Origin of the sequence: Phenylobacterium sp. (genome assembly GCF_046590535.1) — a bacterium.
Lineage (GTDB): Bacteria > Pseudomonadota > Alphaproteobacteria > Caulobacterales > Caulobacteraceae > Phenylobacterium.
Genome location: NZ_JBKJTG010000217.1, coordinates 1 through 26,715 on the forward strand (window position 1 = coordinate 1; position 26,715 = coordinate 26,715).

Here is a 26,715-nt window from a genome sequence, read left to right on the forward strand (position 1 = left end):
TATGACCGCATGCACACCCGCGAGATCGCCTTCTACGGCGGGCTGGTCCACCGCATGCCGTGGTACGCGGCGGTGTTCATGCTGTTCACCATGGGCAATGTCGGCCTGCCAGGCACCTCGGGCTTCGTGGGCGAAATCCTGACCATGACCGGGGTCTACCAGGTCTCCACTTGGACGGCGCTGGCCGCCGCCAGCGGGGTGATTCTGTCGGCGGTCTATGCGCTGACGCTCTATCGCCGGGTGATCTTCGGCGAGCTGGTCAATCCGAAGCTGGCCGCCATCACCGACCTCGACTGGCGCGAGGTGGCCATCTTCGTGCCGCTGATCGCGTCCACCCTCTACCTGGGCGTCCAGCCCGATATCGTCTTCAACCTTACTGAGGCCTCGGTAAACCAGCTCGTGACGGTCTACCAGGCGGCCATCGGCGGGTGAGGGGCTAGGGCAAGATGATCTCCTCCGACACCCTTGGCCTGGCCGTCCCGGAACTGCTGCTGGCCGGCGCCGCCCTCGTGCTCCTGGTGGCCGGCGCCTTCGCGCCGCGGGCCACCAAAGCGGTCGGCGTGGCCGCCATGCTCACCCTTCTGACCGCGGCCTTTGCGGCGGCCACGGGCCCGTTCGGCTCGGCCTTCTCCGACAGCCTGATCTCCGACGCCGCCTCCATCTTCGCCAAGGTGGCGATCTATGTGGCCAGCGCCGTGGCCATTCTCCTGGGCCAGCCGTGGTTCGAGCGGCGCGGGGTGAAGGTCTTCGAGTTCCCGGTGCTGATCCTGCTGGCCGCGCTGGGCATGGGCATGATGGTCTCGGCCGGCGACCTGATCGCCCTCTACATGGGCATCGAGCTGCACTCCCTGGCGCTCTACGTCCTGGCGGCCATGCACCGCGACAACGCCAAGGCCTCGGAGGCCGGCCTGAAATACTTCGTGCTGGGGGCGCTGTCGTCCGGCCTGCTGCTCTACGGCGCCTCGCTGATCTATGGGTTCGCCGGCTCTACGGCCTTCGCCGACATCGCCGTGGCCGTGCAGGGCGGAGCCAACACCGGCGTGCTCTTCGGCCTGGTGTTCCTGATCTGCGGCCTGGCCTTCAAGGTCTCCGCCGCCCCCTTCCACATGTGGACGCCGGATGTCTACGAGGGCGCGCCGACGCCCGTGGTGGCCTTCTTCGCCGCCGCCCCGAAGCTCGCCGCCATGGTGCTGTTCGCCCGGGTCCTGGCCGAGGGCTTCGGCGGGGCCATCGTGCAGTGGCAGCAGGTGCTGGTGGCCATCGCCCTGATGTCGGTAGCGGTGGGCGCGTTCGCGGGCCTGGCGCAGAAGAACCTCAAGCGCCTGTGGGCCTATTCCTCCATCGCCAACATCGGTTACGCCGTGCTGGGCTTGGCCTCCGGGACGAGCGAGGGCATGCAGGCCATGCTGGTGTTCATGGTCCTCTACATGATCGACGTCACCGGCTTCCTCGCCTGCCTGGCCGCCCTGTCGCGCCAGGGCCGGTCCATGGAGACCATCGAGGACATGGCCGGCCTGATCAAGGAACAGCCCGGCATCGCGCTGGCCATGACCGTGTTCGCGCTCTCGGCCCTGGGCCTGCCGCCGTTCTCCGGATTCTGGGCCAAGGTCTATGTGTTCAAGGCCGCCATCGACGCGGGCCTCGGCGTCGCCGCCGTGGCCGGCCTCGTGGGCTCCGTGGTCGCCGCCTTCTACTACCTGCGCCTGATCAAGGTGATGTGGTTCGACGGCGCTGTCGGCGCCACCGACAAGCCGCCCCTGGAGGCCAAGGCCATCGCCATCGCGCTCGCCCTGTTCGCCTTCCCCGTGGTGCTGCTGGCCCTGGTCTGGCTGGACCCGGCGGCGGCCAATGCGGCCCGCTCCCTCGGCCTGGCCTAGGGCTTGGCTGACCACCCGCCGATCGAAGCCTATGACGAGCTGGACTCGACCAACGCCGAGGCCCGGCGGCGGGCCGAGGCGGGCGAGGCCGGGCCGGTCTGGATTGCCGCGGGCCGGCAGACTGCTGGCAGAGGCCGCCGCGGGCGGGCTTGGTCCACCGAGACCGGCAACCTGGCCGCCACCTTGCTGACCACGACGGACGCCCCGCCGACGGAAGCCGCCCAGCTATCCTTCGTCGCCGCTCTGGCCGCAGCCGAACTGGCCGACACCTGCCTGGGCGAGGGCGCGGCACGGCTGAAATGGCCCAATGACGTGCTGGTGCATGGCCGCAAGGCGGTGGGCATCCTGGTGGAGTCCGGGACCCGGGCGGACGGGCGCCTGTGGCTGGCGGTGGGCGTCGGCGTTAACCTGGCCCACGCCCCCACCGCCGTGGACCGCCCTGCCACCGCTTTCGCCGAACACATGGCAACCCCGCCGCCCACGCCCCTGGAGGCGCTGGAGATCCTCGCCACCCGCTTAGAGGCCTGGCGCCGGCTGTGGGCCACCCAGGGGTTCGCAGCCGTGGCCGCGGGCTGGACAGCGCGGGCCCACGGCCTGGGCGAGCGTTGTGAGGCGAGGTTGCCCAATCGCACCCTCAGCGGCATCGCCGAGGGTCTCGACCCGGACGGGGCGCTGCGCCTACGGCTGGACGACGGGAGCCTGGAACGCATCACGGCGGGCGACGTGTTCTTCGCGGAGGGGTAAGAGGCGCCCATGCTGCTGGCGATCGAACAAGGCAACACCAACACGCTGTTCGCGGTTCACGACGGCGAGAGCTGGACCGCGCAGTGGCGTTCGTCCACCGAATCCAGCCGCACCGCCGACGAGTACGCCGTGTGGCTGTCGCAACTTCTAGGGATGGCCGGGCTGCAGATGGGCGTGTTCAACGCCTGCATCATCTCCAGCGTGGTGCCGCAGTCGATCTTCAACCTGAGGAACCTGGCGCGCCGCTACCTGAAGGTGGAGCCCCTGGTGATCGGCGAGAACGCCAACCTGGGCATCGAGGTCCGCATCGACAAGCCGTCGGAGGCCGGGGCCGACCGCTTGGTCAACGCCATCGGCGCCCATGCGATCTATCCCGGGCCGCTGATCGTCATCGATTCCGGCACCGCCACCACCTTCGACGTGGTGGGCGCCGATGGCGGCTTCGACGGCGGCGTGATCGCGCCCGGCATCAACCTTTCCATGGAAGCCCTGCACACCGCCGCAGCCAAGCTGCCCCGGGTGGCGATCCAGAAGCCGCAGCGGGTGGTGGGGACCGACACGGTGGGCGCCATGCAATCGGGTGTCTTCTGGGGCTACGTCGCCCTGATCGAGGGCCTGATCGCCCGCATCAAGGCCGAGCGCGGCGAACCCATGACCGTGGTGGCCACCGGCGGCGTCGCCTCGCTGTTTCACGGCGCCACGCTTGCTATCGACCACTTTGATTCCGACCTGACCATCAGAGGGATGCTCGAGATTTACCGACGAAACACGGCTGCGGCCTGATGGCCAAGCGCAACGCCCAGGACGAACTCGTCTTCCTGCCGCTCGGCGGCTCGAACGAGATCGGCATGAACTTCAACCTCTACGGCTACGGCCCGCCCCACGACCGGCAGTGGATCGTGGTCGACCTGGGGATCACCTTCGGCGACCAGACGACGCCGGGGGTCGAAGTGATCCTGCCGGACCCGACCTTCATCGAAGCCCACGCCCACCGCATCCTGGGCATCGTGCTGACCCATGCCCACGAGGACCACATCGGCGCAGTGTCGCGGCTGTGGCCGCGGATGAAGGCGCCGCTCTACGCCACGCCGTTCACGGCCTTCATCCTGCGTGAGAAGCTGCGCGAGGAAGGGCTGCTGGAAGAGGCGCACATCACCGAGATTCCGCTGGGCGGGAAGATCAAACTGGGCCCGTTCGAGCTCGACCTGATCACGCTCACCCACTCGATCCCCGAGCCCAACGGCATCGCCATCCGCACGCCGCTGGGGACCATCCTGCACACTGGCGACTGGAAGATCGATCCCGACCCCCTGCTGGGTCCGCCCACCGATTCCGACGCCATCCGCAGGCTGGGGGACGAGGGGATCCTCGCCATGGTCTGCGATTCCACCAACGTCTTCGTTGACGGGCACGCCGGTTCCGAATCCGATGTGCGCGACGCGCTGATCCCCCTGATCGGCGGGCTGAAGGGCAAGGTCGCGGTGGCCTGCTTCGCCTCCAACGTTGCCCGGATGGACAGCGTCATCCGCGCCGCCGAGGCCGCCGGCCGCCGCGTCGCCCTGGTGGGCCGGTCCATGCACCGGATGGCCGCGGCCGCGAAATCCGTCGGTCTGATGGCCGACATCAAGGCCTTCATCCCCGACACCGAGGCCAAGCAGTTCCCGGGCAACAAGATCCTCTACCTCTGCACCGGCAGCCAGGGGGAGGCGCGCGCGGCCCTGTCGCGGATCGCCGAGGGGTCGCACCCGCACGTGAGCCTGGGGCAGGGGGACGCCTGCATCTTCTCGTCGCGGGTGATCCCCGGCAACGACATCCCGATCCGGACCCTGCAGAACAAGCTCGCCGACCGCGGGGTGCGGCTCTACACCGAGCGCGACCACCCGGGCATCCACGTCTCCGGCCACCCCTGCCGCGACGAACTGGCGCAGATGTACGCCTGGGCCCGGCCGCAGATCGCCGTGCCCACCCACGGCGAGCGCCGCCACCTCCTGGAGCACGCCGCCTTCGCCCGCGACCTGCAAGTGCCCCAGCAGGTGACCCCGCGCAACGGCGACATGGTCCGCCTGGCGCCTGGCCGCGCGGAGATCATCGAGGAGGTGCCCGCCGGGCGGCTCTACGTGGATGGCGGCATGGTCACGCCGGAGAACGGCGACGCGCTCCGCGAACGCCGCCACGCCGCCTTCAACGGCGTGATCGCCGTCTCCGTGGTGCTCGACGGCCGCGGCCAGATCGTCTCCGGCCCGCAGGTGCGCACGCTGGGCCTGCCCAACGACGCCGACAACAGCGTCGATGACGTACTCGACGACCTGGCCGACGAGGCCGAGGAGGCCGTGAAGCGCATGAAGGGCGCCAACCGTGACGACGACGAGGCCATCGAGACGGCCATCTCCCGGTCGATCAAGAAGGCCAGCCAGCGCATCTGGGGCCGCCGGCCCGTGGTCGAGACGACGGTTTTGCGGATCTAGGCGGGAGGCGAGGGGGAGATGACGTCCACAGCATCGTTCTGGCTGGTGAAGTCGGAGCCCAACACCTACGCGTTCGCCGATCTGCAGCGCGACGGACGGACCGTCTGGGACGGCGTGCGCAACAACGTCGCGGCGCTGCACCTGAAGGCCATGAAGCGGGGCGACCAGGTGCTGTTCTATCACTCCCAGATCGGGCTGGAGGTGGTGGGCATAGCCGCCGTGACCCGCGAGGCCTTCCTCGATCCCAGCGACACCGCTGGCCGCTTCGTGGCGGTCGAACTCGAGACCGTTCGCGCGCTCCCCAGGCCTGTCAGCCTCGCGGAGATGAAGGCGGCTCCGGCGCTGGCCGAGATGGCCATGTTGCGGCTATCCCGCCTGTCAGTATCCCCCGTGCGTCCGGCCGAATGGTCAAAGATCCTGGCGATGGCCGGTGACGCAGGCGGCTGAGCGGCGCTATACCCCTCCCATGATCGGCAAACTGAACCACGTGGGGGTCGCGACCCCTTCCATCGAGCGCTCCGTGGCGCTCTATCGCGACATGTTGGGCGCGACCTCCATCGGCGAGAAGTTCTCCCTGCCGGAGCAGGGGGTGTGGGTCTGCTTCGTCGACCTGCCCAACAGCCAGATCGAGCTGATCGAGCCCTATGGCGACGCCTCGCCGCTGAAAGGCTTCCTGGAGAAGACCCCCAGTGGCGGCCAGCACCACATCTGCTTCGAGGTGGAAGACATCATCGCGGCACGTGACGACCTGCGGACCAAGGGCGCCACCATCCTGGGAACCGGCGAGCCGCGGATCGGCGCCCATGGCGTGCCGGTGATCTTCGTCCATCCGAAGAATATGGGCGGCGTGCTAGTGGAGCTGATGCAGACCCCCCGGGAGGCGCACGCATGACCATCACCATGGGCATCGCCATCTATCTGACCCTCTGGTGGACCGTGCTCTTCGCCGTGCTGCCAATCGGGGTGATCAGCCACGCTGAGGCCGGGATCGACAAGGGCGACGGCGGCGATCCCGGCGCGCCGGTGGACCCTAAGCTGAAGCGCAAGTTCTTCACCACCACCTGGATCTCGGCGATCCTCTTCCTGATCGTCTGGGGCGTGATCCACTTCCGGCTGATCGACCTCACGCGCCTGCCCTCCGGCTCCTGAGGTTCGTTGCCAAGCCGCGCGCGTAGCGGCTATCAGGACGCCTCGCCGAACCGCACGTCAGAAAGCCCGCCCCCGATGCGCCTCTCGCGTTACTTCATGCCGACGCTGCGCGACGCGCCCTCCGACGCCCAGATCGTCTCCCACCAGCTCATGCTGCGCGCCGGCCTGGTCCGCCAGGAGGCCGCCGGCATCTACGCCTGGCTGCCACTGGGCCTTAGGGTGCTGAAGAAGATCGAGCAGATCGTCCGCGAGGAAATGGACCGGGCCGGCGCCGTGGAAGTGCTGATGCCAACCCTGCAACTCGCCGATCTGTGGCGCGAGAGCGGGCGCTATGACGACTACGGCGACGAGATGCTGCGCATCAAGGACCGCCACGACCGCGACCTGCTGTTCGGCCCCACGGCGGAGGAGGTCATCACCGACATTTTCCGCGCTTACATCAAGTCCTACAAGGACTTGCCGAAGAATCTTTACAACATTCAGTGGAAGTTCCGCGACGAGCGGCGGCCCCGCTTCGGGGTGATGCGCGGGCGCGAGTTCCTGATGAAGGACGCCTATTCTTTCGACGTGGATGAGCCCGCGGCGCGCCGCTCCTACAACCGGATGTTCCTGGCCTATCTCAATGTCTATGCGCGGCTGGGGCTCCAGGCGATCCCGGTGAAGGCCGACCCGGGTCCGATCGGCGGCGACCTGTCCCACGAGTTCATCATCCTGGCCGAAACCGGCGAGAGCGAAGTGTTCGCCCACCGCGACCTGGTTGAGATGGGCGCCCCTGGCCCTGACATCGACTGGGACGGCGACCTGCGGCCGCTGGTCGAACAGCGCACCCGCCTCTACGCGGCCAGCGACGATATGCACGATCAGGCGCGCTTCGAGGCCGAGGCGCCCGAAGACAAGCGCATGTCGGCGCGCGGCATCGAGGTCGGCCACATTTTCTACTTCGGCGAGAAGTACTCAAGGCCGATGAAGGCGAACGTCACCGGCCCCGACGGCGTCGACCGTCCGATCCACGGCGGTTCGTACGGAGTGGGCGTGTCGCGGCTGGTGGGCGCCATCGTCGAGGCCAGCCACGACGACGCGGGGATCATCTGGCCTGACGCCGTGGCGCCTTTCGGCGTGGGCGTGGTCAACCTGCGCCCCGGCGACGCCGCCGTGGACGCCGTCGCCGAGCAGGCCTACCGGGCGCTCGCCGACCTGGGCAAGGACCCCTTGCTGGACGACACCGACCAGCGGCCGGGCGGCAAGTTCGCGGCCATGGACCTAGTGGGCATTCCCTGGCAGCTCATCGTCGGTCCCAAGGGCGTCGCCGACGGCGTGGTGGAACTCAAGCGCCGCGCCACCGGCGAACGCCAGACCCTGCCGCTGGACGCAGCCCTGAAGGCCATCGCCGGGTGAGCGAGCCTGCCGCCGCCATCGCCGGCGCGGGCGGTCGGGCGCCGCCCTTCGGCCTGTGGGAACGCATGCTGGCCGGCCGCTACCTGCGCGCCAAGCGCAGCCAGGGCGGCGTGGCGCTGATCTCGCTGATTTCCTTCATCGGCATCATGCTGGCGGTGGCGGTGCTGATCATCGTCATGTCGGTGATGAACGGGTTCCGCAGCGAACTCCTGGGCCGCATTCTGGGCTTCAGCGGCCACCTCTATGTCACCGGCGCCGTGCTGGACGGCCCCGCCCGCAACGCCGCCGTGCAGCGGATCTTGCGCGTGCCTGGTGTGGTCCAGGCCGCCCCGGTGGTGGAAGCCCAGGCCATCGCCATGGGCCCCGCGCAGATCTCCGGCGCCATCGTGCGCGGCATCGGCGCCCGGGACCTGGCGGCCACGAAGCTGGTGGCCGACAACATCACCCGCGGCGCCCTGCGCGGCTTCGGCGACGGCGAGTTCGGCGGCGACGTCATCGTGGTCGGCGACCGCCTGGCGCAGTCCCTGGGCGTGCAGCCCGGCGATATCCTGACCCTGATCTCGCCGGCCGGCGGCGCCACCGCCTTCGGCGGCACGCCGCTGCAGAAGGCCTATACGGTGGGTGGCACCTTCACCGTCGGCATGAGCCAGTATGACCAAGCCTACATCTACATGCCCCTGGAGCAGGCCCAGCTATTCTTCGGCCGGGAAGGCACGGCCGACATGATCGAGATCAAGGTCAAGGACCCCGACGACGCCCAGGACTTGAAGGCCGCCGTCAACCGCGCCGCCGGCCCCGCCGCCCTGGTCAGCGACTGGACCCAGCGGGACTCGTCCTTCTGGGGCGCCCTGGAGATCGAGCGCAACGTCATGCGGCTGATCCTGATGCTGCTGGTGGCCATCGCGGCCATGAACATCATCTCCGGCCTGGTCATGCTGGTGAAGAACAAGGGCCGCGACATCGCCATCCTGCGGACCATGGGGGCGGGGCGGGGCTCAATCCTGCGGATCTTCTTCATGGCGGGCGCCAGCGTCGGCGTCCTGGGCACCGCGGCTGGCCTGGCCCTGGGCGTGGTCTTCTGCACCTACATCGGCCCGATCCAGCAGTTCGTAGAATGGGCGACAGGGCAGGCGGTGTTCTCCTCGGACGTCTATTTCCTCTCCCACATCCCGGCCAAGGTCGACTGGCGCGAGGTCTCGATCATCAGCTTCTGGGCGCTGGCCATGAGCTTCCTGGCCACCCTGCCGCCGGCTTGGCGCGCCTCGCGTCTCGATCCGGTGGAGGCGCTGCGCTATGAGTGAGCCGGTGCTCTTGATCCGCGGGCTGGAGCGCAGTTACGTCACCGGCGCGGGCAAGCTCACCGTGCTGCATGGCGCGGACCTGGATGTGCGCCCGGGCGAGATCGTCGGCCTGGTGGGCCCCTCGGGCTCCGGCAAGTCGTCGCTGCTGCACGCCGCGGGCCTGCTGGAGCGGCCGAACGCGGGGCGGATCACCGTCCTGGGTCGCGACTGTTCCGACCTCCCAGACCGGCCCCGCACCCGTATCCGCCTGGCCACCATCGGCTTCGTCTATCAGTTCCATCACCTGCTGCCGGAGTTCTCGGCGCTGGATAACGTCGCCCTGCCGCAGATGATCGCCGGCAAGTCCCGCAAGGCCGCCCGCGACCGCGCCGAGGTGCTGCTGGGCGAGCTTGGCCTCGCCGACCGCGTGCAGCACCAGCCGGCCCAGCTCTCCGGCGGCGAACAGCAACGCGTCGCCATCGCCCGGGCGCTGGCCAACGCGCCGCGCCTGCTGCTGGCGGATGAGCCCACCGGCAACCTGGATCCGACCACCTCCGGCGCGGTGTTCGACAACCTCTACGCCCTGGCCCGCAGCCAGGGGGTCGCCGCCCTGATCGCCACCCACAACCTGCAGCTGGTCGGTCGCATGGACCGGGTCCTGGCGCTCCGCGACGGCCACCTGGAGCCCTACGTTCCGGCTTGAGCCTACGTGCCCGTCTGGCCGTCCGGCCACTTCACCAGGCGCCGGGCATGGGTGCGCGCGGCGATCTCGGCCAGCATGGCGGCGGCCAGGTTGTCCAGCGACGCGCCTTCCCGATAGTCGCCGGGCCCGGCCAGGTGCGCCCGCCCGTCCTTGCGCAGGCTCAGCGCGGCGGCCTCGCTGGCCGCATCGCCCTCGTCATAGACCGCGATGGCATAGCCGCCCTGGTCGGTGACCAGCCGCATGGTCGGGATGTCGGTGAAGCCGTCACCGAAGTAGGCGATCCGGTCGAACGGCACCGGCCGGTCCTCCTTCGCCTGCGCCCGGTTGATGGCCAGGTTGTCCCACTCCTCCAGCGTCCACTTGTTGATGCGGAACAGGAACTGGGTCTTGGAGGTGTAGTTGACCCCCAGCGCCACGCCGACCGCGTCCTGCTGAGCGTCGAACATGAAGGCCGAGGCATAGATGCGCTCGAAGTGGTGGGCGATGGGCGAGCCCTCGATCAGCTCGCGGTTGCCCGACGAGATGATGAAGTGGCGCAGGTCCAGGCCAAGGTCGGTGGCCCGCGCGTTCTGCCGCTGGAACCAGTCCTCGACGCCTTCGAACAATTTCAGGGACGCCCCGCGCCGGCGCCAGCTCTCCAGGCTCAGCTCCAGGCCGCGCTCCCGGGCCTTGGCCAGCATCAGGTGCATGTAGGCCAGGATCTCGTCGCCCCGCTGGGCCTTGGCGAGCGCATTGACCTCGGCCCAGAACGCGGCGCGGTCCATGCCCAGTTCGTCGGGGATGAAGGCGTGGTTCTGCATGTGCCCGGGGGCGAGCGTGCCGTCGAAGTCGTAGGCGAAGGCCACCAGGGGCCGGTCTGGGCTCATGCGTCTCAGCTCACGCCGTAGCGGGTTGTATTCCTAGCGGCGTTGCGGGCGGGAGGGAAGACGATCGCCCCGGCCAGCCCGCGAAGGGAGGCCGGGGCAGTCGTGCGGCGCCCCGTGGGGACGGGCCGCCGCATTCGTCCGGGCATTGGGGGTCTCGGACCAACGCAACAGTTACGGGCCGGTCGTTGATGCGGATGCGCTGGGGTCGTGAAAAAACACAGTGAGCGCGCTGAACCAATCACGCGTTTGTGCGCTTAGCTCATGGAACAAACCGGAGAACTGAAATGCGCATGGGATTTGGGGTTGTGGCGGCGATCGCCGTTCTCTCTCTGGCGGCTTGCGAAAGCGCCGCCGACAAGCAGGCCGAAGTGAAGGCGGACGCCATCGAAGACACCACCGAAATGAAGGCCGACTCACTCGAGCAGCAAGCCGCTGCGGCTGACGCAGCGGGCGCCCCGGCCACGGCCGACGCCCTGGACGCCAAGGCCGACGCCGTCGAAAAGGCGGGCGACGCCAAGGCCGACGCGGTCGAGCAGGCCGCCGGCAAAAAGGACTGATCACCTCGTCTGAGGTGACAAGGGAGCCCCGGCCTCACAGCCGGGGCTTTTCCTTGCCCGCCTGCTAGAGAGCATCTTCCGAAAAGTGTGCCGCGGTTTTCGGACGAAAGATGCTCTAAACTTTTGATTTGGAGCCTTTTTATCCCGTTCAAATGGGGTCCATATGAACGGGAATGGCTCTAGGCCGTGCGGCGCCGCAGCGTGTCGAGGGCCAGGGCCGCCGCCGCCAGCGTCAGCGGGATCAGGAAATAGGCTAGCCGGTAGCCCAGGAAGGCCGCCGCCAGCGCCGCGGGCTGGGCGTTGGCCAGGAGCGTGGACAGCGACCCCTCGAACACCCCGACGCCGCCGGGCACGGATGACGCCAGTCCCGCCGCCACCGAAGGCGCATAGGCGCCCACGAAGCTGAAATAGCTCACCGTGCCGTCCGGCAGCAGGCTCCAGATGATCATGGCGGCGACCGCGTTGTCCGCCGCGCCCAGGATCGCCTGGGCGATGGCCACCCGGCCGGACGGCAGCTTCAGGGTATGGCCGAACCCGCGGATCGGCCTGCGGCGCAGGGCGCACAGGCCGATGTAGCCCGCCACCCCGGCCACCAGGACAAGACCGGCAATGTCGGCCACCGGGTGGGCGATCCGTGTGTCTGCGATCTCCTCCGCCCCCGCCAGCAGCAGGCTGGCTCCAGCCAGGGACGACAGCCCCACCCCGAAGGAGAAGCCCTGGAAGAGGGTGGTGGCGGCCACCTGGCGCAGGGTCACGCCATACTGTCCGTAGTAGCGCGCCCGCACCGCGCCGGAGACCAGCAGGTTGGCGCCCAGGCTGTGGGCGATGGCGTTGGCGATGAACGACCCGGCCAGGGTCGCCGTCCACGGCAGCCTGGCGCCTGCCCAGCGCAGGCCCAGCCACTCCACCAGACCCATCAACAGGAAACTCAGCGCCGACAGGCCCAGCGCCGCCAGCATGGCGTCCTGGCCCCAGGCCCGCATGGCGGCGGCTACCTGGGCGGCGTTGATCTCGTGGAACTCGCGCCACAGCACCCAGGCCGCGGCGCTGAGCAGGATGAACGGCACCACGTGCAGCGCCCATCGGGAGATCAGCGGGATGAAGCGGGACCCCTGGGTCTCCGGCAGCGCCGCGGCCAGTTCCTCCTCCAGGTCTTCGAGGTGGTGGGGCTGGCGCTCGGTGGGGTCGGCAGTGAGCACGCTGAAAAGTGTCCCGCGAGTCGGCGCCCCGGGAATACCGCAGCCGTGTGACACTGGCCCGTGGATTCAGCCGCCGCTGGAACCTCAACCCCACGCAGAGGTTCTTTCCGACGACGCAACACAACGCAAGGAGACGCCCATGCCCCGGGATGACTGGCGTGATCGCCAGAGCGACCGCAACTTGGACAGGGACGCCGATCAGCGCGGACGCGACGATTTTGGCCAGGCCGACTTCTCCAACGACTACGGCTATGACCCCCGCACGCGCACCGGCTATCGCGCCGAGCGCGACGCGACGCCCCGCGGCGCGGGCCTTGGACCGGCGGACTACCCCAACGACGGGGCTTACGACCCCGAGCGCGGCCAGGCTGCCCGGCGTGAGCCGCCGCCCAGGTCCTGGATGGACCGCGCCAGCGGCTTCTTCGGCGGCCCGCCGGGCCCGGAACGGCTGGACGACGACCGCCGCGCCGACGAGGCGCGCCGGACTCAGCGGCGCGGGCCCTCCGACCGGGTGCTCTGGGCGGTGATCGCGGAGCGCCTGCGCGACGCGCGGCGCCTGGATCTGCGTGACATCGAGGTCATCGTGGAGAACGGGGAGGTGACCCTTAACGGCGGCGTCCACCGCAAGGAGGACAAGCGCCGCATCGAGGACATCGCCGACATCGAGGGCGTTCGCCACGTGCAGAACAACCTGCGGGTGCGCGAACCGCGCGGCTGGACCTTCCTCTAGGGCTTGCGGAAGCTGGGCACGCGGCTAGACAGTCAGGTTGCCATGAGTAAAGCCGTCACCGTCACCATCCCCCACGAGCTTGGCCGCGCCGAGGCCCGGCGTCGCATCGACGAGGGCTTTGGCCAGCTTGCCGGCCACCTGGGCGGCGCCCCTGGCGCCCTGAACAAGACCTGGGAGGGCGATGTCCTGCGTTTCTCGCTGACCGCCATGGGCCAGGCGATATCCGGCGTCATCGACGTCGCCGACCATGCGGTGAAGCTGGAGGTCCTGCTGCCGAATTTCCTGGCCATGATCGCCGGCAAGGTGAAGGGCAAGCTGCAGAAGGAGGGCCAAGTGCTCCTCGAGAACAAGTCGAAGAAGCCGACCTAGGTCGGCTCGCCCTCGGGATCGGGGGTGAACCCCACCGGCGCATAGCCGTGCAGGAACGACTCCACCGCCACCGTCACCGGGCCGGAAATATCTCGCTTGCCGTTCTCCATCTCCAGCACGCGCTTGGCGCCCTGGTCGGGTCCGCCGGCCAGGCGAAGCGCGCGCGCCAGCTCCGCCGGGTTCCAGCCTAGTGCCTCGCGGGCTTGTTTCAGGTGCGGTCCGGTCTTGATCATAGTCGGGCCTGTAGCCGCATCGTCCGGCGATTTCTAGGCGCCGCCCACAGAACCGCCCTGGTTTGCGCCGGCCCCGCCGCGAACGCCCGGTTTGCTGGCGGCTAGGCGGCGGGGTCCAGCAGGCCGAGCAGGGGCTCGCGCAGGCCGCGGCCGGCTTTGCGGCGAGCGGCGCGCATGAAAAAGGGGCGCGCCTCGCGGCGCGGCCCCATTCAACTTCGATCAGCGCCCGATCAGATCGGGTTCAGCCGCCACTGGCCGCCGCCATCGCGGCAGGCGTTGTAGCGGGTGGTCTCGCTTTCGTAGCCGCGCTGGGTAACGGTCTGCTGCACCACCCGGCAGTTGGTGTCGTAGCTGGCGTTGCGGGCATAGGCCGTGCCGCCGGCCGGACGCACCGTCGAGGCGGCCACATAGCCTTCGACGCGACCGCCGTCCTCAACGGCCAGCCAGCCACCGTCGACCATGCCGGCCACGGAAATCTGCTGGCCTCGGGCCAGACGATCAACGATGGGCGCCCGGGTGGTGGGCGCGGCGCGGACATTGACGTTGCTGCGCGCCACATACATTGGCGCGGCGGAGGTCAGGCTGTAGGCCCGGTCGATGCCGCGGCCGTAGCGTAGCTCGGTGGCCGAAACCGGCCGGGCGGCGGCGCCGGCGTAGGGCGCCTCGTAGTCGCCGCTGACCACCTCGATGCGGCCGGCCGCGCCCGTGCGGCTGTCGCGCCAAGTCTGGGTGCGACCGGTGTTCAGCGCCTGTTCGAACGCGGTTTCCGCGCTGGCCCGGCTGGTGGTGTTCATCCGGCAGCCCACGTAGTTGCCAGCTGCGGCGCCGAGGCCCGCGCCGACGATGGCGCCCAGGGTGCGTTCGTTCTTGCTGACCTGGCTGCCCAGGAGAGCGCCGGCCAAGCCGCCGACGACGGCCCCGGTGCGGTTGCTACCGCCCGGATTGTTGCAGGCGAACAGCGAGCCCAGAGGCGAACCCGATTGCGCCTGTGCGGGCAGGGGGGCGGTGGCGAGCGCTGCGGCGGAGGCCGCCAGCGCGAGGACATGCGTGCGCATGATGTTCATGTCTCCAATTCGGCATCCCAGCCACTGCAAACGCGCGACCCGGCCGGTCGATCCCTCGCGCGGCGCTACGGCTCGCCCGCGGTGAGGGCCAAGAGGGCGAAGGAGGCCAGCCAGTGCTCGCCCATGTAGTCGCCCGCCACGTGCGGCAGGCTGGCGGCCAGGTGCTCGCTGGCGGCGGCGTCTGCGGCGGCCCGGCGGGGGTCGTCGGCGGGGAGGGCGGCGGCGATCCCGCGCCAGCACCAGGCGCGCGACAGGTTCAGGCCGTCGAGATGGACGATCTTGCCGTCGGTGCGGTCGGACACCGTGGCCGGGGTGAACAGGCTGGCGGGTTGGCGCTGGGCAAGATTCGGCAGATAGGCTGCCAGCCAGATTGCGTACTCTCGCGCCTCCAGCACCTGGCGCATCAGTTCGGCCACCGCCAGCGTCGGCGACAGGAAGTCATCGCCGGAGGGCTCCCAGGCCGCCGCGTCGCGGTCGCCCAGGTGCCAGGCGCGGGCCTTGGCCTCGAACAGTCGCAGCAGGCCTGGGTCGCCGGCGGCGCAGGCGTAGTCGGTGGCCAGCGCCAGGGCGAAGGCGGTGGAGGAGTGGACACCGGTGCGGATCGGGTAGGCGGCCCGGGGTAGGAAATCGCGGAACCGCTGGGCGATAGCGTCAGCCAGGGGCTGCAGGGCGCCGCCCCAGGGCCCGGGGTGCGCCAGCAGTTCGGCCTGCAGCTTCAGGAGCCAGCCCCAGCCGTAAGGCCGCTCGAACCCCCGCGCCGAGGATCTATTCAGGTAGGCGACCTCGGCGGCCACCTTCTGGGGCGTGAAGGCGTCGTCGAACAGGGCGCGGATGGCGGGCGCCTCCGCCATGTCCGGCTCGAGACGCAGCAGGGTGGCCAGCAGCCAGTACCCGTGGACGCAGGAGTGCCAGTCGAAGCTGCCGAAGAAGATCGGGTGAAGGGCGCGGGGCCCCTGCGCGTCCTGCGGCCCCTCCAGCACGTGATCCAGCTTGTTGGGATACTCCCGCGCCACGTGCCCCAGCGCGCTGCGGGCGAAGGCAGAGGCCAACTCCGGTGTCAGCCGCTCAGCGGAAGGCGAGGACATACATCAGCACCGTGTTGGCCGCGAGCAGCGGCAGCGCCGTGGGGATCTGCGCCTTGATCACCGAATAGCGGTCGGGCAGCTCCAGCAGGGCTGGGGGCACCAGGTTGAAATTGGCGGCGAGCGGCGTCATCAGGGTGCCGCAGAAGCCCGACAGCATGCCGATGGCGCAGACCACCGCAGGATCACCGCCGAAGCCTTTGATCAGGATAGGTAACCCCACGCCCGCTGTGAGCACCGGGAAGGCCGCGAAGGCGTTGCCCATGATCATGGTGAAAGCCGCCATCCCCAGGCAGTAGACCGCCACCGCGGCCAGCCGGGTGTCCATGGGCAGCCACGTGGTGACCAGATCGCCAATCACCTGGCCGACGCCGGCCAGCGCGAAGACCGCGCCCAGGGCGGCCAGCATCTGCGGCAACAGCGCCGCCCAGCCCACCGTGTCCATCAGCCGGCGGCCCTCCTGCAAGGGGCTGAGGATCGGCTGGCGCAGCAGGATCAGCGACACGGCCACGGCGATCACCGCCGCCAGAGCCAGGGAGATCAGCGTCGCCTGCTTGGGATCGAGCAGGGGCTCCCCGGCGACCTGCAACGGCTTCAGCACCAGTACGCCGAACACCACCACCACCGGCAGGGTGAGCGCCGGGATGAACAGCTTCTCCCCGAACCGCTCGGCGAGCACGCGGCGCTCCTCCGGGGAGGTTGTGGCGGGCTGGCCGCGGCCCAGCAGGCCGAAACCGGCGATCAGGGCCAGGCCCACCACCAGCAGGCCGTTACCGATGTCCCCCAGCCGGTCGCCGGCCAGGAAGCTCACCGCCACCAGGCCCCAGAAGGCAGCGTTGCCGAAGCGCTTGGGATTGTTGCGGTCGGTGGCGCTGAACACCGCGAACGCCGCGAACACCAGCCCCGCCAGCAGATAGACGACCCCCAGCTTGATCATGGCTGCGCTCCGGCCCGAAGCTTCCGGTCGAACAGCCACAGGCGCAGCGCATGGATGGCGAAGGCCACGATCGCCGATGGGATGGCCCACAGGGACAGGTGGATGGGGTCGAGCGTGATCCCGCTGGCCGCCAGGAAGCCCACCATCAGAAGGATCGAGCCGATGGCGATGAAGATGTCCTCCCCGAAAAAGAGCGCAATGTTGTCGGTGGCCGCCGCCTGGGCGCGCACCGCCTGGCGGATCTCCGGGGTCAGTTCGCCCAGCCTGGCCTCCACCGCGCCCTCGGCCATGGGGGCGACGATGGGCCGGATGCTCTGCGCCTGGCCGGCGATGGAGGTCAGGCCCAGGGCCGAGGTGATCTGGCGAAACGCCATGTAGCCGATCAGGAAGGGACCCACCGAGACGCCGCGGAACCGGGTGATCAGGGTTCGGGCGCGCTCCTGCAGGCCGGCGCGCTCCACCACCCCCACCACGGGCAGCACCAGCAGGGCCGCGCTGACATAGCGGTTCTCGTTGAACGCCTTGCCGAAGGCGGCCAGCACCTCGATGGGTGTCAGCCCCGCGGCGATCCCGGTGACGAAGGCCGCCACGGTGACCACCAGCAGCGGATTGAACCGGGCGGCGAAGCCCAGGACGACGACGGCGACGCCCAGCAGGGTCAGCATCCAGGCTCCTTCTCAGGTTGCCCGGCCATTGGAGCGGGCGTCGGGCCTTCGTGCAACGGCCTAGCGGCGGGCCAGCCAGGCGTCGGCCAGCGCCAGGAAGCCCGCCACGTCGACGGTCTCGGCGCGGACCTGCGGGTCGAGGCCCGCCGCGGCGGCCAGGGCCTCGCCTCCCAGCGCCTTGAGGCTGGAACGGAGCATCTTGCGACGCTGGCCGAAGGCCGCGGCGGTGACGACCTGCAGGGCGTCAAGCCGGGCCGGCGCAGGTCGGTCGGCGCGCGGGGTCAAGCGCACCACCGCAGAGGTGACCTTCGGCGGCGGGGTGAAGGCGCGGGCAGACACATCCATAAGCAGTTGTGTGTCCGTGGTGGCCTGGGCGATCACCGCGAGGCGGCCATAGGCGTCCTCGCCGGGGGCGGCGGTGATCCGCTGGGCGACTTCCTTCTGGAACATCAACGTCATGGAGGCCGGGGTCCAGGGTCCGGTGAGCCACTTGATCAAGAGGGGGGTGCCGACATTGTAGGGCAGGTTCGACACCACATGCGCCGGCCGGCCCGCGGCGATTGCCGCCTCGTCCGCCGCCAGGGCGTCAGCGAAGCGCAGGTCGAGGTTTGATGTCGCCTGAGAGATTGCTTCCAGAAGCGGCTGGAAACGCGCGTCTTTCTCGATCGCGGTGACCCTTGCCCCGGTTTCCAGCAGGGCCCGGGTCAGGCCGCCCGGGCCGGGCCCGACCTCGATCACGTGATCGCCGGGACCGACCTGGGCCAACCGGGCGATCTTGCGGGTGATGTTGAGGTCGAGGAGGAAGTGCTGGCCAAAGGACTTGCGGGCCATCAGCCCATGGGCGGCCAGGGCGTCGCGCAGGGGCGGCAGGTCGTCGAGGGTCACCTGGCCCGCTGCCGGGCAATCTGGTCGGCCAGGCGAATCGCGGCCACCAGGCTGTCGGGCCTGGCCACCCCGCGCCCGGCGATGTCGAAGGCCGTGCCGTGGTCCGGTGAAGTGCGCACGATCGGCAGGCCGAGGGTCACGTTCACCCCGCCCCAGAAGTCGAGCATCTTCACCGGGATCAGCGCCTGGTCGTGATAGAGACAGAGCGCGGCGTCATAGCGGGCGCGCATCTCCGCCGGGAACAGGCTGTCGGCGGGGTAGGGGCCCTGCGCGTCGACACCCAGATCCTGGAGCGCGCGCACCGCCGGCTCGACGATCTCGATCTCCTCGCGCCCGATCCCGCCGTGCTCGCCGGCGTGGGGATTGAGGCCGGCCACGGCCACGCGCGGGCTGGCGATCCCGAAGTCCCGGCGCAACGCCTGGGCGGTCACCAAGCCGGCGTTGACGATCTTCTCCACCGACAGCGCCGCCGAGACCCTTGCGATGGGCTCATGCACCGTCACCAGCGTCACGCGCAGGTCCTGGGCGGTGAGCATCATGATCGGGCCGCGGGCCCCGTCGAAGCCAGCCGCAGCCGTCAGTTCGCCGAGGAACTCGGTGTGCCCGGGAAACTTGAATCCGGCGTCATAGAGCGGACCCTTGGCGATCGGAGCGGTGACCACGCCACGCACCGCCTTCGACAGCGCCAGGCCGACCGCGGTCTCGATCCACTGGATGATGGCGGGGGCTGCCACCACGGAGGGCTGACCGGCGATCACCGGCGTGCGCAGCGGCACGTCAAGGACCGGCAGGGCGTCGGCGAACAAGCCGGACGCCTGGGCCGGGGCGGTCACCCGCTGCAGGATCGTGGCGCCGGCGGCGGACGCCGAGGCCAGGGCTTGGTGGTCGCCCACCACCACGAAGGCGGGGCCGCTCGACCGCAGCGCGTTCCAGGCCTTGACGATGATCTCAGGGCCGATGCCGGCGGGATCGCCGAGGGTGAGCGCGAGCGGTCTGGTGGTCACCTGGTCTCGATCGTCGCGGAGTTGCGCAGGTCGCGCATGTACCGCCGGGCGATCATGCTGAGCTGCTGACCGTAGAGCCGGCTCTCGATCTGCTCGCGGTTGAGCTCGGCCGCGCCGCCACTGCGCTTGCCGCACACCGCCACCAGGTGGAGGCCCGCCTGGGTGCGGATCGGCTGCGAGATCTGGCCCACCGCGAGGGTCTCGGCGGCTTCGCGGAACTGCGGCGCCAAGTCGGCGATCTCGGCCTCGCCCAGGTCACCGGCCACCACGCCCTGGATGCGGCCGGCGGCGGCTTCCATGTCGGTGCAGCTTTTCACCTGCGGGCGCAGCTCGGTGAGCTTGGCGCGGGCCGCGCTCTCGTCGGCCAGGCTGGAGCCAGCCGGCAGGGCCACCGCGGCCTGCTTGAGGTTCACCAGGGTCGCGCCGCCACCGCTGCGCTTGTCGCGCAGGTAGACGATGTAGACGCCGTCGCGCACCGGGATCGGCGGGGAGAGTTGGCCGGCGCGCATGGTGGTCAGCACCGCCTCGACCTCGGCCGGAATCTCGCCCTGGCCGACCCAGCCGGCGTCGCCGCCGGAGGCCGCGGTGGCGGAGGCCGAGAACTGCCGGGCCACGGCCGGGAAGGGGGCGCCCTGCTGCAGCTGGGTGACCAGCTGGGTCGCCCCGGTCATGGCCTGCTCCTGGCCGCCCACGCGGGTGGCGTCGATAAGCACTTCGCTGATCTGGTACTGCGGCTTGGCCGCCGCTGCCTCCAGGCGCGTCAGGGTGGCCTTGATCTGATCGTCGCCGATCCGCAGGCGCGAGCCGTAGCGTCCGCGGATCCAGCGCTGCCAGCTCATCTGGGCGCGGACCTGCTGGCGGATGGTGTCGGAGCCGATGCCCTGGTTGCCCAGGAAAGCCATGAACTGGTCCTTGGACATGTTGTTGCCCTGGGCCATGCCGGCCAGTTCCTGGTCGACCTCCTGGTCGGTGCCGAGGATCTCGATCTTCTGTTCCTTCTCGACCCGGCGCAGCTCCTGGAACTGCAGCCGCTCGTCGACCAGGGAAATCAGCGCCTCGCGCTGGTACTGCGGCAGGGTCTGTTCGGTGGGCTGCACCCCGGAGGTGGCGATCAAGAGGCGCATCCGCTGGGCAAGGTCGTAGGTCGAGACGATGTCGTCGTTGACGATCGCGGCCACCGATTCGGAGATGCCCTGCGGCGGGCGCGGCGCGGCGGGCGCCGTCACGGCGGCGGCGGGGGCCGTAGCCGGGGCAGGGGTCTGCGCCAGGGCGCTCAGGGGCAGGCCGGCCGCCAGCAGGGCCGCAGCCAGGGCCGCGCCCCGCGCCGCAGGGCCCGTGACGAAACACGCGTAGGTCATGGACAAAGTCATTCCTCGTGGGGGCCGCGTCCGGCCCGCAATTGTAGCTGCATTAGAGAGGACCGCCCAATGTGGCGAGCGTTAGGCGCACGCTCACCGAGTTGCCGGGGCCGAGGCGGCCGATCACCGTATCTTCGCGCCGATAGACCACGTCGATGCGCAGGCAGTCGTCGCGATAGAAGACGCCCACGTCGCGAATCACCCAGGCCTTCTGGGTCAAGTCGCGGTTGCCGTAGCCGGTCAGGCCCCAGTTCTTGGTGAGCAGGATGTCGCCGCCCATGTCGACGTTGGCCCGCTTGGCCGCGTTGGGGTTGGTGGCGTTGATGTCGAAGTCGTCGGTCAGGTAGCGGATGAAGCCGGAGCCCTTGCGCATGGCGACGTTGGCGCCGGCCTCCAGGCGGTGGACCGCCAGGTTGTCGGCGTCCAGCCGGGCGCGGGTAAACAGCGACAGCCCACGGATCGGCTGCGCGTCGGCCGCGACGACCCAGTCGGAGGATTTGCCGCGCAGGCCCGAGCGGGCGGGGAGCACGGTGTTGACCTCATTGCGGAAGCTGCGGCCCACCAGCAGGTTGGCGCGGCGCCCATCGTCCCAGAACACCGAGGCGCGGCCCGCCACGTTGAGCCGCGCGCCGTCCTCATAGAGGTCGTAGCCTGGGAACTTGTTGGCGCGGAACAGGGTGGTGTCGTCGAACTCGAAGGCGACGCTGTCCTCGTTCAGGAAGATCTCCTGCCCAGTGGCGTCGCGGCCCGTGACGATCTGCTTGGCGTTGGGCGACAGGGCCACTTGGGCCAGGGGCTCGATCACCACGGTGGCCGACTTCAGCCGGCGGAACATCGGATAGGAGATGTCGGCGCCCACCACGGCCAGACCGCGGGTGGTGGAGGTCGATGTGGTGTTGACGCCCACCCCGGTCAGCACGTCGCCCAGGCTGTAGGCGTCGGCGCGGACATTGACGAACGGCTCGACCCGCAGGCCGGCCTGCGAGGTGAAGGCGCGGCGCCAGTCGGCCTCCGCGCTCACCCGGCGGCTGTCAAGGCCCGGCAGGCGCAGGGCCTGGTTAAGCGGCGACTGGTCGCGGGTCAGGGCCACGCCGCTGCCGTGCAGCCGCAGGCGGCCGCCGGCGATCTGCACCGGCGTCTCGTAGTGAGCCTCCACGATCGGGGCCGCGGTGGGGAAGGTCCGGTCGTTGTCAAAGGGCCGCAGGCTCTGAACGGTCAGGGCGGCGGCGGAGAAGTACGACCGCTGGTCCTGGCGCGCGACGAAGGCCTGGGAGATCAGCCGGCGGTCGTCGGCGATATAGGGCCCGCGGGTCGCATAGACGTCGCCGACTTCGTAGCGGTCGAAGATCAGGTCGTCAGAGGCCCGCTCGGCGGTGAAGCCCCAGCGCCACTTCTCGGCGAACTGGAAGGCGCCGCGAGCCAGCAGGTAGCTGCGGCTGGTCCGGTCGCCGAACTTGTCGCCCTGGCCGTCGAAGTCGCGCTCGTGGGTGTAGCCGAAACGCACGTCCAGATCGCCGGAGTGGAAGCGCTTGCGGTACTCCCCGTTGAGGAACGGATTGACGCTGGTGTTGATCTGCGGGCTGATCGTCAGGTCGGAATAGGGCGAGATCACCCACAGGTACGGGACTTCGATGGAGATGCCCCGACGGTCGGAGGCGCCCAGATCCGGGGTCAGCAACCCCGACGCGCGGCCGGCCTGCGGATCGGCATGCCAGAACACCGGCAGGAACAGCACGGGGGCGCCCAGCACCCGGATGCGGGCGTTGCGGTAGTAGACCACCCGCTTGGCCTTGTCCTGGACCACGCGGTCGGCGCTGATCGACCAGGTGGGGCTCTTCGACGTGCCGTCCGTATTGCAGATCTCGCACGGCGTGTAGATTGCCCGGTTCAGCTCCTGGACGTTCTCGTTTCGGCGCACGGCGCTGGCGCCGGCGATCTTGATGTTCTCCGTCAGGCGCGCCGAGAAGCCCAGGGCCACGCCCGCGCGCATCTGGTCATCAAGGATGAACTCGTCGGCATATTCCACCGTGCCGTCGGCGTTGATGATCTGGACGTTGCCGAAGGCGCGGATGACGCCGTCGGCGTCGCCCTGGCCCTGCTCATAGACTAGGCGGTCGGCGCGCAGGGTGCGGTTCTCGTAGCGGACCTCGACCCCGCCCTGCGCGGTGGTGCGCATGGCCTTGTCGTCGCGGAACACCTCGTCGGCCTCGATGTAGAGCTCGCCGGGGGCCAGGCCGTCGGGGGAGGGCTTGGCGGGTGCGGTGGCGGGCGGCGTCGGCGCCTGGGCGTGGCCAACCGCCGACCACAGGACGCAGATCGCCGCGCCGGCCATCAGGGCACGCTTGGCTGCGGTGGAAGACGTGCGCCTACGCGAACTCATCGAACTTCAGTTCCCCTCTCGCGGCGCGCGCGACTGGCTTGCCGCCGATGCATAGCCCGGCAGGCCCAGGATTCAACCGTCTTCGGTGTAGCAGAGCAGGGTAAGCCCTGCGAGCAGCGCCACCACCGCAGGGGCCCATGCGGCGGCGAACAACGGTATGATGTCGGCCTTGGCCAGGGCGCCGGAAAACTGGTTGAAGAAGAACACCACGAAGCCCAGGGCGACGCCGGAGCCGGCCAGTCCCGCCAGGCCGCCCAGCCGCGCCAGGCGCAGCGAGAAGGCGGCCGCCAGCACCGACATGGCGGCGAACAGCAGGGGCGTCGCCAGGAGCTGGTGCCACCGCAGCCGGTAGCCGGAGGCTGAGAAGCCCGCCTGTTCGGTCAGCCGGATGGCCCCGGGCAGCTTCCAGAAGGCGATGGCCTCGGGCGAGGCGTAGCTCTCCATGGCCGCTTCGGCGTCCAGGGTGGAGCGGATCGAGAGGCTTTCGGAGCGCACCGAATTGCCGCCCGCTGTGGCTTCGCGGACATCCTTCAGCCGCCAGAACCCGGGCATCAGCCGCGCCTCCGCCGCCTCCAGCCGGCGCTGGAACTGGGGCGTCCCGTCCGGGGTCTTCTGGTAGATGAACAGCGACACGCCGCGCAGGCGCACAGCGCCGCCCACCGTGTCGCGGGCCTTGGCGTGGATGACGATCTGGTTGCGCGCATCGCCCTGCCGCAGCCAGATGTCCTTGGGCTGGTCGCCCAGGTAGTTCTCCATCAGCCGCGCGCGGTTGTCCTCGAAGCGGGCGTTGAGCGCGGCTGACATGGGATTGAGCACCGCCACGGCGAACACCCCGATGGCGAAGGCCGCCACCGCCGAGGGCAGGATGAAGCGCCAGGCGGAGATCCCCGCCGCGCGCATGGCCACCAACTCGCTCTTACGGTTAAGGCCTACGAAGGCGCCGATCCCACCGAACAGGAAGACGAAGGGCAGCAGCACCTGGATCAGCGACGGCGCGCGCAGCAGGGTCAGGCTGAAGATCTCCTGCGCCCCCACATCGGCCCGGGTGCCCACAGAGCGCGACAGGTCGACGAACTGCACCAGCAGGATCACCGAGGCGATCACCGCCAGCGCCACGCCAACGCCCCCCAGCATCCGCGCCAGCACATAGCGCTCCAGGCGCCCCACGCCGATCATGCGGGGGCTCCGGCCACGGCGATCCGGGCGGGGCGGCTCTGGATATCGATGAAGCGGCTGACCCGCTGGCGGAAGATGCCGCGCATGGCCAGCGCGATGGCGCTCAGCGGCAGGGCGTACTGCAGGATATTCAGCCAGGCGTTCTCCTCAGCCGCGGCCTGCACCACGAACCCCAGGATGCGGACCACCGCGGCGCCGGCCGCCATCACCGCGATCCGCCGCCCGTAGCCCAGCCGGGAGAACCCGCCGCCGATGATCGCCGACAGCGCCATGGCCATGAAGGCGATGTTGTAGAGCGGCGTGGCCAGCCGTGAGTGCCCCTCGGCCAGCAGGCCCAGGCGGTTTCGCTTCTCCCAGTCCTGCACCAGGTCGGGGAAGAACAGCTCATGCAGGTAGCGGTCGGAGGGCTTGAAGTGGACCAGCTCCTCGGTGTTGGCCAGGGCCGAGAGGTCGAAGGCGTACTCCTCGAAGCTGAGGAAGTTTAGCACGCCCTGTTCGGAGAATTCCTGGTTGGAGCCCTTCTTCATGATCAGCACCGGGCCTGTGCGGCTCTTGCCGATGTGGCCGCGGTTGGCGGTGTAGGTGGAGGCCGAGCCGTCCGGCTTGATCTGGTGGATAAACAGGTTCTGCAGGTCGCCCTTGCCGTCGACGCCCTGGGCATAGACCGTCAGGCCCGGCACCGGCTCGGTGAACTCGCCCTCGCGCACCAGGGTGGACGCCAGGTCCGTGCGCACCTTGAAAAGTTCCTCGCGCATGGCCCGGTAGGCGGCGGGCTGCACAAAGAGGTTTAGCAGCAGGGCGAAGAGCGCCACGGTGCAGGCCAGCCTGATCGCCGGCGACACCACCTGCCAGCGGCTCATCCCGCCGGCGAAGCAGACCACGATCTCCTGCTCGGTGTGCAGCCGGTTCATCGACACAAGAGCGGCAACGAAGATGGCGATCGGCATGACCATGTTGATCAGCTGCGGCATGGCCAGCAGCGTCACCTTGAGGAACACGGCCGCGCTCTGCCGCTGGGCGACGATCAGGTCTAGGGCCGCCAGGCTCTGGCTGAGCAGGGCCACGACCGTCAGCGCCGCGGTGGCGAGCACCACGGGGCCAACCAGCTGGCGCAACAGGTATCTGTCGATCAGTCGCATGGGACTTGAGGAGTACGGCGGACTTGAGAAATAAGGCTCACCCGGGAAATTTGCCGCGCCCCGACCGCGGTCCTGTTCTAAATCATGCGTCGTCGCGCCAGACAACCGCTCAACCGCGGCGGGGATGGCGCCCAGCCCCAAGCTTCTGAGAGTGTCCGGATGGAAATCGAGTTCGTTGCGGCCGGCCAGGCCGTCCCCGCCAGCACCGCTGTGGCGCGCATCGTGTTCGAGGGCCAGGCCCAGGACGGGGCGATGGCCCAGGCCGTGGCCGCCAGCCGGTTCACCGGCGCCAAGGGCCAGGTGCTCGACGTGCTGGCCCCTGCGGGGACCGAGGCCCAGCGCCTGGTTCTGGTGGGCGCCGGCAAGTCCGAGGCCTTCGACGCCCTGGGCGCCGAGCATGCCGCCGCCAGCGCCTACAACGCGGTGAAGACCTCCGGTCTCGCCACCCTGCGCCTGGAACTGCCCAGTGGCGACGCCGCCATGGCCGGCCATGCGGCGCTTGGCGTGCGCCTGGCCAGTTACCGGTTCGACAAGTACCGGACCAAGGAGGCGGCCGAGAAGAAACCCTCGATCGTCAAGACCCAGGTGGTCACGGCCGACGCCGACGCCGCCCTGGCGGCTTTTCCGGACCTCGCCGCCCTGGCCGACGCCGTCAGCTTCAGTCGCGACCTGGTCTCCGAGCCGCCAAACGTCCTCTACCCCGCCGAGTTCGCCCGCCGGGTGAAGGCGCTGGAAAGCCTCGGCCTCGAGGTCGAGATCCTCGGCGAGGCCGAGATGATGAAGCTGGGCATGGGCAGCCTGCTGGGCGTGGGGCAAGGCAGCATCCGCGAGAGCCAGCTGGCGGTGATCCGCTGGAACGGCGCGGCGGACAAGCAGGCCCAGCCGGTGGCCTTCATCGGCAAGGGCGTCTGCTTCGACACCGGCGGCATCTCCATCAAGCCGGCCGACGGCATGGAGGACATGAAGTGGGACATGGGCGGCGCGGCCGCCGTGGCCGGGCTGATGCACGTGCTGGCGGGCCGCAAGGCCAAGGTCAACGCGGTGGGCATTCTGGGCCTGGTGGAGAACATGCCCGACGGCAACGCCCAGCGCCCCGGGGACGTGGTCACCTCCATGAGCGGCCAGACGATCGAGATCATCAACACCGACGCCGAGGGCCGCCTCGTCCTGGCCGACGCCATCTGGTACTGCCAGCAGCGGTTCAAGCCGAAATTCATGGTGGACTTGGCCACGCTGACCGGCGCCATCATCGTGGCGTTGGGCGACGATGTCGGCGGCTTATTCAGCAATAACGACGAGTTGTCGGAAAATCTTCTGGCCGCCTCAAAGGTCGAGGACGAGCCCCTGTGGCGGCTGCCCATGCCGACCCACTACGACAAGAAGATCGACTCCAAAATCGCCGACATGAAGAACACCGGCGGCCGTCAGGGGGGCTCGATCACCGCGGCGATGTTCATC

General features: G+C 69.5%; 28 protein-coding genes. 15 read left to right on the top strand and 13 right to left on the bottom strand.

Annotated features, from left to right (window positions below; all coding sequences use genetic code 11):
* The 11 genes from ACLL81_RS13120 to ACLL81_RS13170 all read left to right on the top strand — a co-directional run.
* Positions 1-432, top strand: a 432-nt coding sequence (locus tag ACLL81_RS13120) for a proton-conducting transporter membrane subunit (protein ID WP_411288800.1), incomplete at its 5' end; no start/stop codon positions are given.
* A 14-nt stretch (positions 433-446) separates the two neighbouring features.
* Entirely contained in the window at positions 447-1,877 is a 1,431-nt protein-coding gene (gene nuoN / locus ACLL81_RS13125) for an NADH-quinone oxidoreductase subunit NuoN (RefSeq protein ID WP_411288801.1), read from the top strand.
* 3 nt (positions 1,878-1,880) lie between these two features.
* Positions 1,881-2,621, top strand: a complete 741-nt coding sequence (locus ACLL81_RS13130) for a biotin--[acetyl-CoA-carboxylase] ligase (RefSeq protein ID WP_411288802.1) — start codon at positions 1,881-1,883, stop codon at positions 2,619-2,621.
* A gap of 9 nt (positions 2,622-2,630) precedes the next feature.
* Complete coding sequence (locus ACLL81_RS13135; protein WP_411288803.1) at positions 2,631-3,404, top strand: type III pantothenate kinase; 774 nt, start codon at positions 2,631-2,633, stop codon at positions 3,402-3,404.
* The gene (locus tag ACLL81_RS13140) at positions 3,404-5,086 is read left to right on the top strand and encodes a ribonuclease J (RefSeq protein ID WP_411288804.1); all 1,683 of its coding nucleotides are present in this window, start codon (positions 3,404-3,406) and stop codon (positions 5,084-5,086) included. Before ACLL81_RS13135 ends, ACLL81_RS13140 begins: the two co-directional genes overlap by 1 nt.
* 18 nt (positions 5,087-5,104) lie before the next feature.
* The gene (locus ACLL81_RS13145) at positions 5,105-5,533 is read left to right on the top strand and encodes an EVE domain-containing protein (protein WP_411288805.1); all 429 of its coding nucleotides are present in this window, start codon (positions 5,105-5,107) and stop codon (positions 5,531-5,533) included.
* A gap of 19 nt (positions 5,534-5,552) precedes the next feature.
* On the top strand, positions 5,553-5,978 hold the full coding sequence (gene mce / locus ACLL81_RS13150; protein ID WP_411288806.1) for a methylmalonyl-CoA epimerase: 426 nt from the start codon (positions 5,553-5,555) through the stop codon (positions 5,976-5,978).
* Entirely contained in the window at positions 5,975-6,235 is a 261-nt protein-coding gene (locus ACLL81_RS13155; protein WP_411288807.1) for a DUF1467 family protein, read from the top strand. Before mce ends, ACLL81_RS13155 begins: the two co-directional genes overlap by 4 nt.
* 75 nt (positions 6,236-6,310) lie before the next feature.
* Positions 6,311-7,630, top strand: a complete 1,320-nt coding sequence (proS, locus tag ACLL81_RS13160) for a proline--tRNA ligase (RefSeq protein WP_411288808.1) — start codon at positions 6,311-6,313, stop codon at positions 7,628-7,630.
* 65 nt (positions 7,631-7,695) lie between these two features.
* On the top strand, positions 7,696-8,931 hold the full coding sequence (locus ACLL81_RS13165) for a lipoprotein-releasing ABC transporter permease subunit (protein WP_411288827.1): 1,236 nt from the start codon (positions 7,696-7,698) through the stop codon (positions 8,929-8,931).
* Complete coding sequence (locus ACLL81_RS13170) at positions 8,924-9,613, top strand: ABC transporter ATP-binding protein (RefSeq protein WP_411288809.1); 690 nt, start codon at positions 8,924-8,926, stop codon at positions 9,611-9,613. The genes ACLL81_RS13165 and ACLL81_RS13170 overlap by 8 nt, the downstream gene beginning before the upstream one ends.
* A gap of 2 nt (positions 9,614-9,615) precedes the next feature.
* Here ACLL81_RS13170 and ACLL81_RS13175 read toward each other — a convergent pair whose 3' ends face one another.
* Positions 9,616-10,479: an HAD family hydrolase gene (locus tag ACLL81_RS13175; protein WP_411288810.1), complete on the bottom strand. Its 864-nt coding sequence runs from the start codon at positions 10,477-10,479 to the stop codon at positions 9,616-9,618.
* A 284-nt stretch (positions 10,480-10,763) separates the two neighbouring features.
* Between ACLL81_RS13175 and ACLL81_RS13180 the strand changes: the two genes are divergently transcribed.
* Positions 10,764-11,036 (top strand): hypothetical protein, encoded by a 273-nt coding sequence (locus ACLL81_RS13180; protein WP_411288811.1) that lies wholly within the window; start codon positions 10,764-10,766, stop codon positions 11,034-11,036.
* Between the two features lie 179 nt (positions 11,037-11,215).
* Here the strand turns inward: ACLL81_RS13180 and ACLL81_RS13185 are convergent, their stop codons facing one another.
* A complete protein-coding gene (locus tag ACLL81_RS13185) occupies positions 11,216-12,235 on the bottom strand; it encodes a lysylphosphatidylglycerol synthase domain-containing protein (RefSeq protein WP_411288812.1) in 1,020 nt (339 codons plus the stop codon).
* A 139-nt stretch (positions 12,236-12,374) separates the two neighbouring features.
* Between ACLL81_RS13185 and ACLL81_RS13190 the strand changes: the two genes are divergently transcribed.
* Complete coding sequence (locus tag ACLL81_RS13190; protein ID WP_411288813.1) at positions 12,375-12,965, top strand: BON domain-containing protein; 591 nt, start codon at positions 12,375-12,377, stop codon at positions 12,963-12,965.
* A gap of 42 nt (positions 12,966-13,007) precedes the next feature.
* Entirely contained in the window at positions 13,008-13,334 is a 327-nt protein-coding gene (locus ACLL81_RS13195; RefSeq protein ID WP_411288814.1) for a polyhydroxyalkanoic acid system family protein, read from the top strand.
* Here ACLL81_RS13195 and ACLL81_RS13200 read toward each other — a convergent pair.
* The 11 genes from ACLL81_RS13200 to lptF all read right to left on the bottom strand — a co-directional run bounded on the left by ACLL81_RS13200 (position 13,331) and on the right by lptF (position 25,257).
* Positions 13,331-13,567 carry a helix-turn-helix domain-containing protein gene (locus ACLL81_RS13200; protein ID WP_411288815.1) on the bottom strand — a complete coding sequence of 79 codons (237 nt, stop codon included), beginning with the start codon at positions 13,565-13,567 and terminating at the stop codon, positions 13,331-13,333. The two genes, ACLL81_RS13195 and ACLL81_RS13200, sit on opposite strands and share 4 nt — an antisense overlap.
* A gap of 230 nt (positions 13,568-13,797) precedes the next feature.
* Complete coding sequence (locus ACLL81_RS13205) at positions 13,798-14,622, bottom strand: SH3 domain-containing protein (protein ID WP_411288816.1); 825 nt, start codon at positions 14,620-14,622, stop codon at positions 13,798-13,800.
* A 74-nt stretch (positions 14,623-14,696) separates the two neighbouring features.
* Positions 14,697-15,716 (bottom strand): DUF2891 domain-containing protein, encoded by a 1,020-nt coding sequence (locus ACLL81_RS13210; RefSeq protein ID WP_411288817.1) that lies wholly within the window; start codon positions 15,714-15,716, stop codon positions 14,697-14,699.
* On the bottom strand, positions 15,697-16,650 hold the full coding sequence (locus ACLL81_RS13215) for a DUF979 domain-containing protein (protein ID WP_411288818.1): 954 nt from the start codon (positions 16,648-16,650) through the stop codon (positions 15,697-15,699). Before ACLL81_RS13215 ends, ACLL81_RS13210 begins: the two co-directional genes overlap by 20 nt.
* The gene (locus ACLL81_RS13220; RefSeq protein ID WP_411288819.1) at positions 16,647-17,315 is read right to left on the bottom strand and encodes a DUF969 domain-containing protein; all 669 of its coding nucleotides are present in this window, start codon (positions 17,313-17,315) and stop codon (positions 16,647-16,649) included. The genes ACLL81_RS13215 and ACLL81_RS13220 overlap by 4 nt, the downstream gene beginning before the upstream one ends.
* A gap of 60 nt (positions 17,316-17,375) precedes the next feature.
* Positions 17,376-18,200 carry a 16S rRNA (adenine(1518)-N(6)/adenine(1519)-N(6))-dimethyltransferase RsmA gene (gene rsmA, locus ACLL81_RS13225; RefSeq protein ID WP_411288820.1) on the bottom strand — a complete coding sequence of 275 codons (825 nt, stop codon included), beginning with the start codon at positions 18,198-18,200 and terminating at the stop codon, positions 17,376-17,378.
* Positions 18,197-19,204: a 4-hydroxythreonine-4-phosphate dehydrogenase PdxA gene (gene pdxA / locus ACLL81_RS13230; RefSeq protein ID WP_411288821.1), complete on the bottom strand. Its 1,008-nt coding sequence runs from the start codon at positions 19,202-19,204 to the stop codon at positions 18,197-18,199. Before pdxA ends, rsmA begins: the two co-directional genes overlap by 4 nt.
* On the bottom strand, positions 19,201-20,562 hold the full coding sequence (locus tag ACLL81_RS13235) for a peptidylprolyl isomerase (RefSeq protein ID WP_411288822.1): 1,362 nt from the start codon (positions 20,560-20,562) through the stop codon (positions 19,201-19,203). Before ACLL81_RS13235 ends, pdxA begins: the two co-directional genes overlap by 4 nt.
* A 52-nt stretch (positions 20,563-20,614) precedes the next feature.
* Positions 20,615-22,942 carry an LPS-assembly protein LptD gene (locus ACLL81_RS13240; RefSeq protein WP_411288823.1) on the bottom strand — a complete coding sequence of 776 codons (2,328 nt, stop codon included), beginning with the start codon at positions 22,940-22,942 and terminating at the stop codon, positions 20,615-20,617.
* A gap of 72 nt (positions 22,943-23,014) precedes the next feature.
* A complete protein-coding gene (lptG, locus tag ACLL81_RS13245) occupies positions 23,015-24,118 on the bottom strand; it encodes an LPS export ABC transporter permease LptG (RefSeq protein WP_411288824.1) in 1,104 nt (367 codons plus the stop codon).
* Entirely contained in the window at positions 24,115-25,257 is a 1,143-nt protein-coding gene (gene lptF / locus ACLL81_RS13250) for an LPS export ABC transporter permease LptF (protein ID WP_411288825.1), read from the bottom strand. Before lptF ends, lptG begins: the two co-directional genes overlap by 4 nt.
* A 159-nt stretch (positions 25,258-25,416) precedes the next feature.
* Between lptF and ACLL81_RS13255 the strand changes: the two genes are divergently transcribed.
* The coding region (locus ACLL81_RS13255) for a leucyl aminopeptidase (RefSeq protein WP_411288826.1) at positions 25,417-26,715 on the top strand (1,299 nt) is incomplete at its 3' end.

Coding starts and splice junctions, on each gene's coding strand:
- ACLL81_RS13210 (WP_411288817.1), bottom strand. CDS start 15,716: ATGTCCTCGCCTTCCGCTGAGCGGCTGACACCGGAGTTGGCCTCTGCC.
- lptG (WP_411288824.1), bottom strand. CDS start 24,118: ATGATCGGCGTGGGGCGCCTGGAGCGCTATGTGCTGGCGCGGATGCTG.
- ACLL81_RS13145 (WP_411288805.1), top strand. CDS start 5,105: ATGACGTCCACAGCATCGTTCTGGCTGGTGAAGTCGGAGCCCAACACC.
- mce (WP_411288806.1), top strand. CDS start 5,553: ATGATCGGCAAACTGAACCACGTGGGGGTCGCGACCCCTTCCATCGAG.
- ACLL81_RS13205 (WP_411288816.1), bottom strand. CDS start 14,622: ATGCGCACGCATGTCCTCGCGCTGGCGGCCTCCGCCGCAGCGCTCGCC.
- ACLL81_RS13180 (WP_411288811.1), top strand. CDS start 10,764: ATGCGCATGGGATTTGGGGTTGTGGCGGCGATCGCCGTTCTCTCTCTG.
- nuoN (WP_411288801.1), top strand. CDS start 447: ATGATCTCCTCCGACACCCTTGGCCTGGCCGTCCCGGAACTGCTGCTG.
- ACLL81_RS13165 (WP_411288827.1), top strand. CDS start 7,696: ATGCTGGCCGGCCGCTACCTGCGCGCCAAGCGCAGCCAGGGCGGCGTG.
- ACLL81_RS13155 (WP_411288807.1), top strand. CDS start 5,975: ATGACCATCACCATGGGCATCGCCATCTATCTGACCCTCTGGTGGACC.
- ACLL81_RS13195 (WP_411288814.1), top strand. CDS start 13,008: ATGAGTAAAGCCGTCACCGTCACCATCCCCCACGAGCTTGGCCGCGCC.
- ACLL81_RS13140 (WP_411288804.1), top strand. CDS start 3,404: ATGGCCAAGCGCAACGCCCAGGACGAACTCGTCTTCCTGCCGCTCGGC.
- ACLL81_RS13175 (WP_411288810.1), bottom strand. CDS start 10,479: ATGAGCCCAGACCGGCCCCTGGTGGCCTTCGCCTACGACTTCGACGGC.
- ACLL81_RS13135 (WP_411288803.1), top strand. CDS start 2,631: ATGCTGCTGGCGATCGAACAAGGCAACACCAACACGCTGTTCGCGGTT.
- proS (WP_411288808.1), top strand. CDS start 6,311: ATGCGCCTCTCGCGTTACTTCATGCCGACGCTGCGCGACGCGCCCTCC.
- ACLL81_RS13170 (WP_411288809.1), top strand. CDS start 8,924: ATGAGTGAGCCGGTGCTCTTGATCCGCGGGCTGGAGCGCAGTTACGTC.
- ACLL81_RS13220 (WP_411288819.1), bottom strand. CDS start 17,315: ATGCTGACCCTGCTGGGCGTCGCCGTCGTCGTCCTGGGCTTCGCCGCC.
- ACLL81_RS13190 (WP_411288813.1), top strand. CDS start 12,375: ATGCCCCGGGATGACTGGCGTGATCGCCAGAGCGACCGCAACTTGGAC.
- lptF (WP_411288825.1), bottom strand. CDS start 25,257: ATGCGACTGATCGACAGATACCTGTTGCGCCAGCTGGTTGGCCCCGTG.
- ACLL81_RS13200 (WP_411288815.1), bottom strand. CDS start 13,567: ATGATCAAGACCGGACCGCACCTGAAACAAGCCCGCGAGGCACTAGGC.
- ACLL81_RS13240 (WP_411288823.1), bottom strand. CDS start 22,942: ATGAGTTCGCGTAGGCGCACGTCTTCCACCGCAGCCAAGCGTGCCCTG.
- ACLL81_RS13215 (WP_411288818.1), bottom strand. CDS start 16,650: ATGATCAAGCTGGGGGTCGTCTATCTGCTGGCGGGGCTGGTGTTCGCG.
- ACLL81_RS13235 (WP_411288822.1), bottom strand. CDS start 20,562: ATGACCTACGCGTGTTTCGTCACGGGCCCTGCGGCGCGGGGCGCGGCC.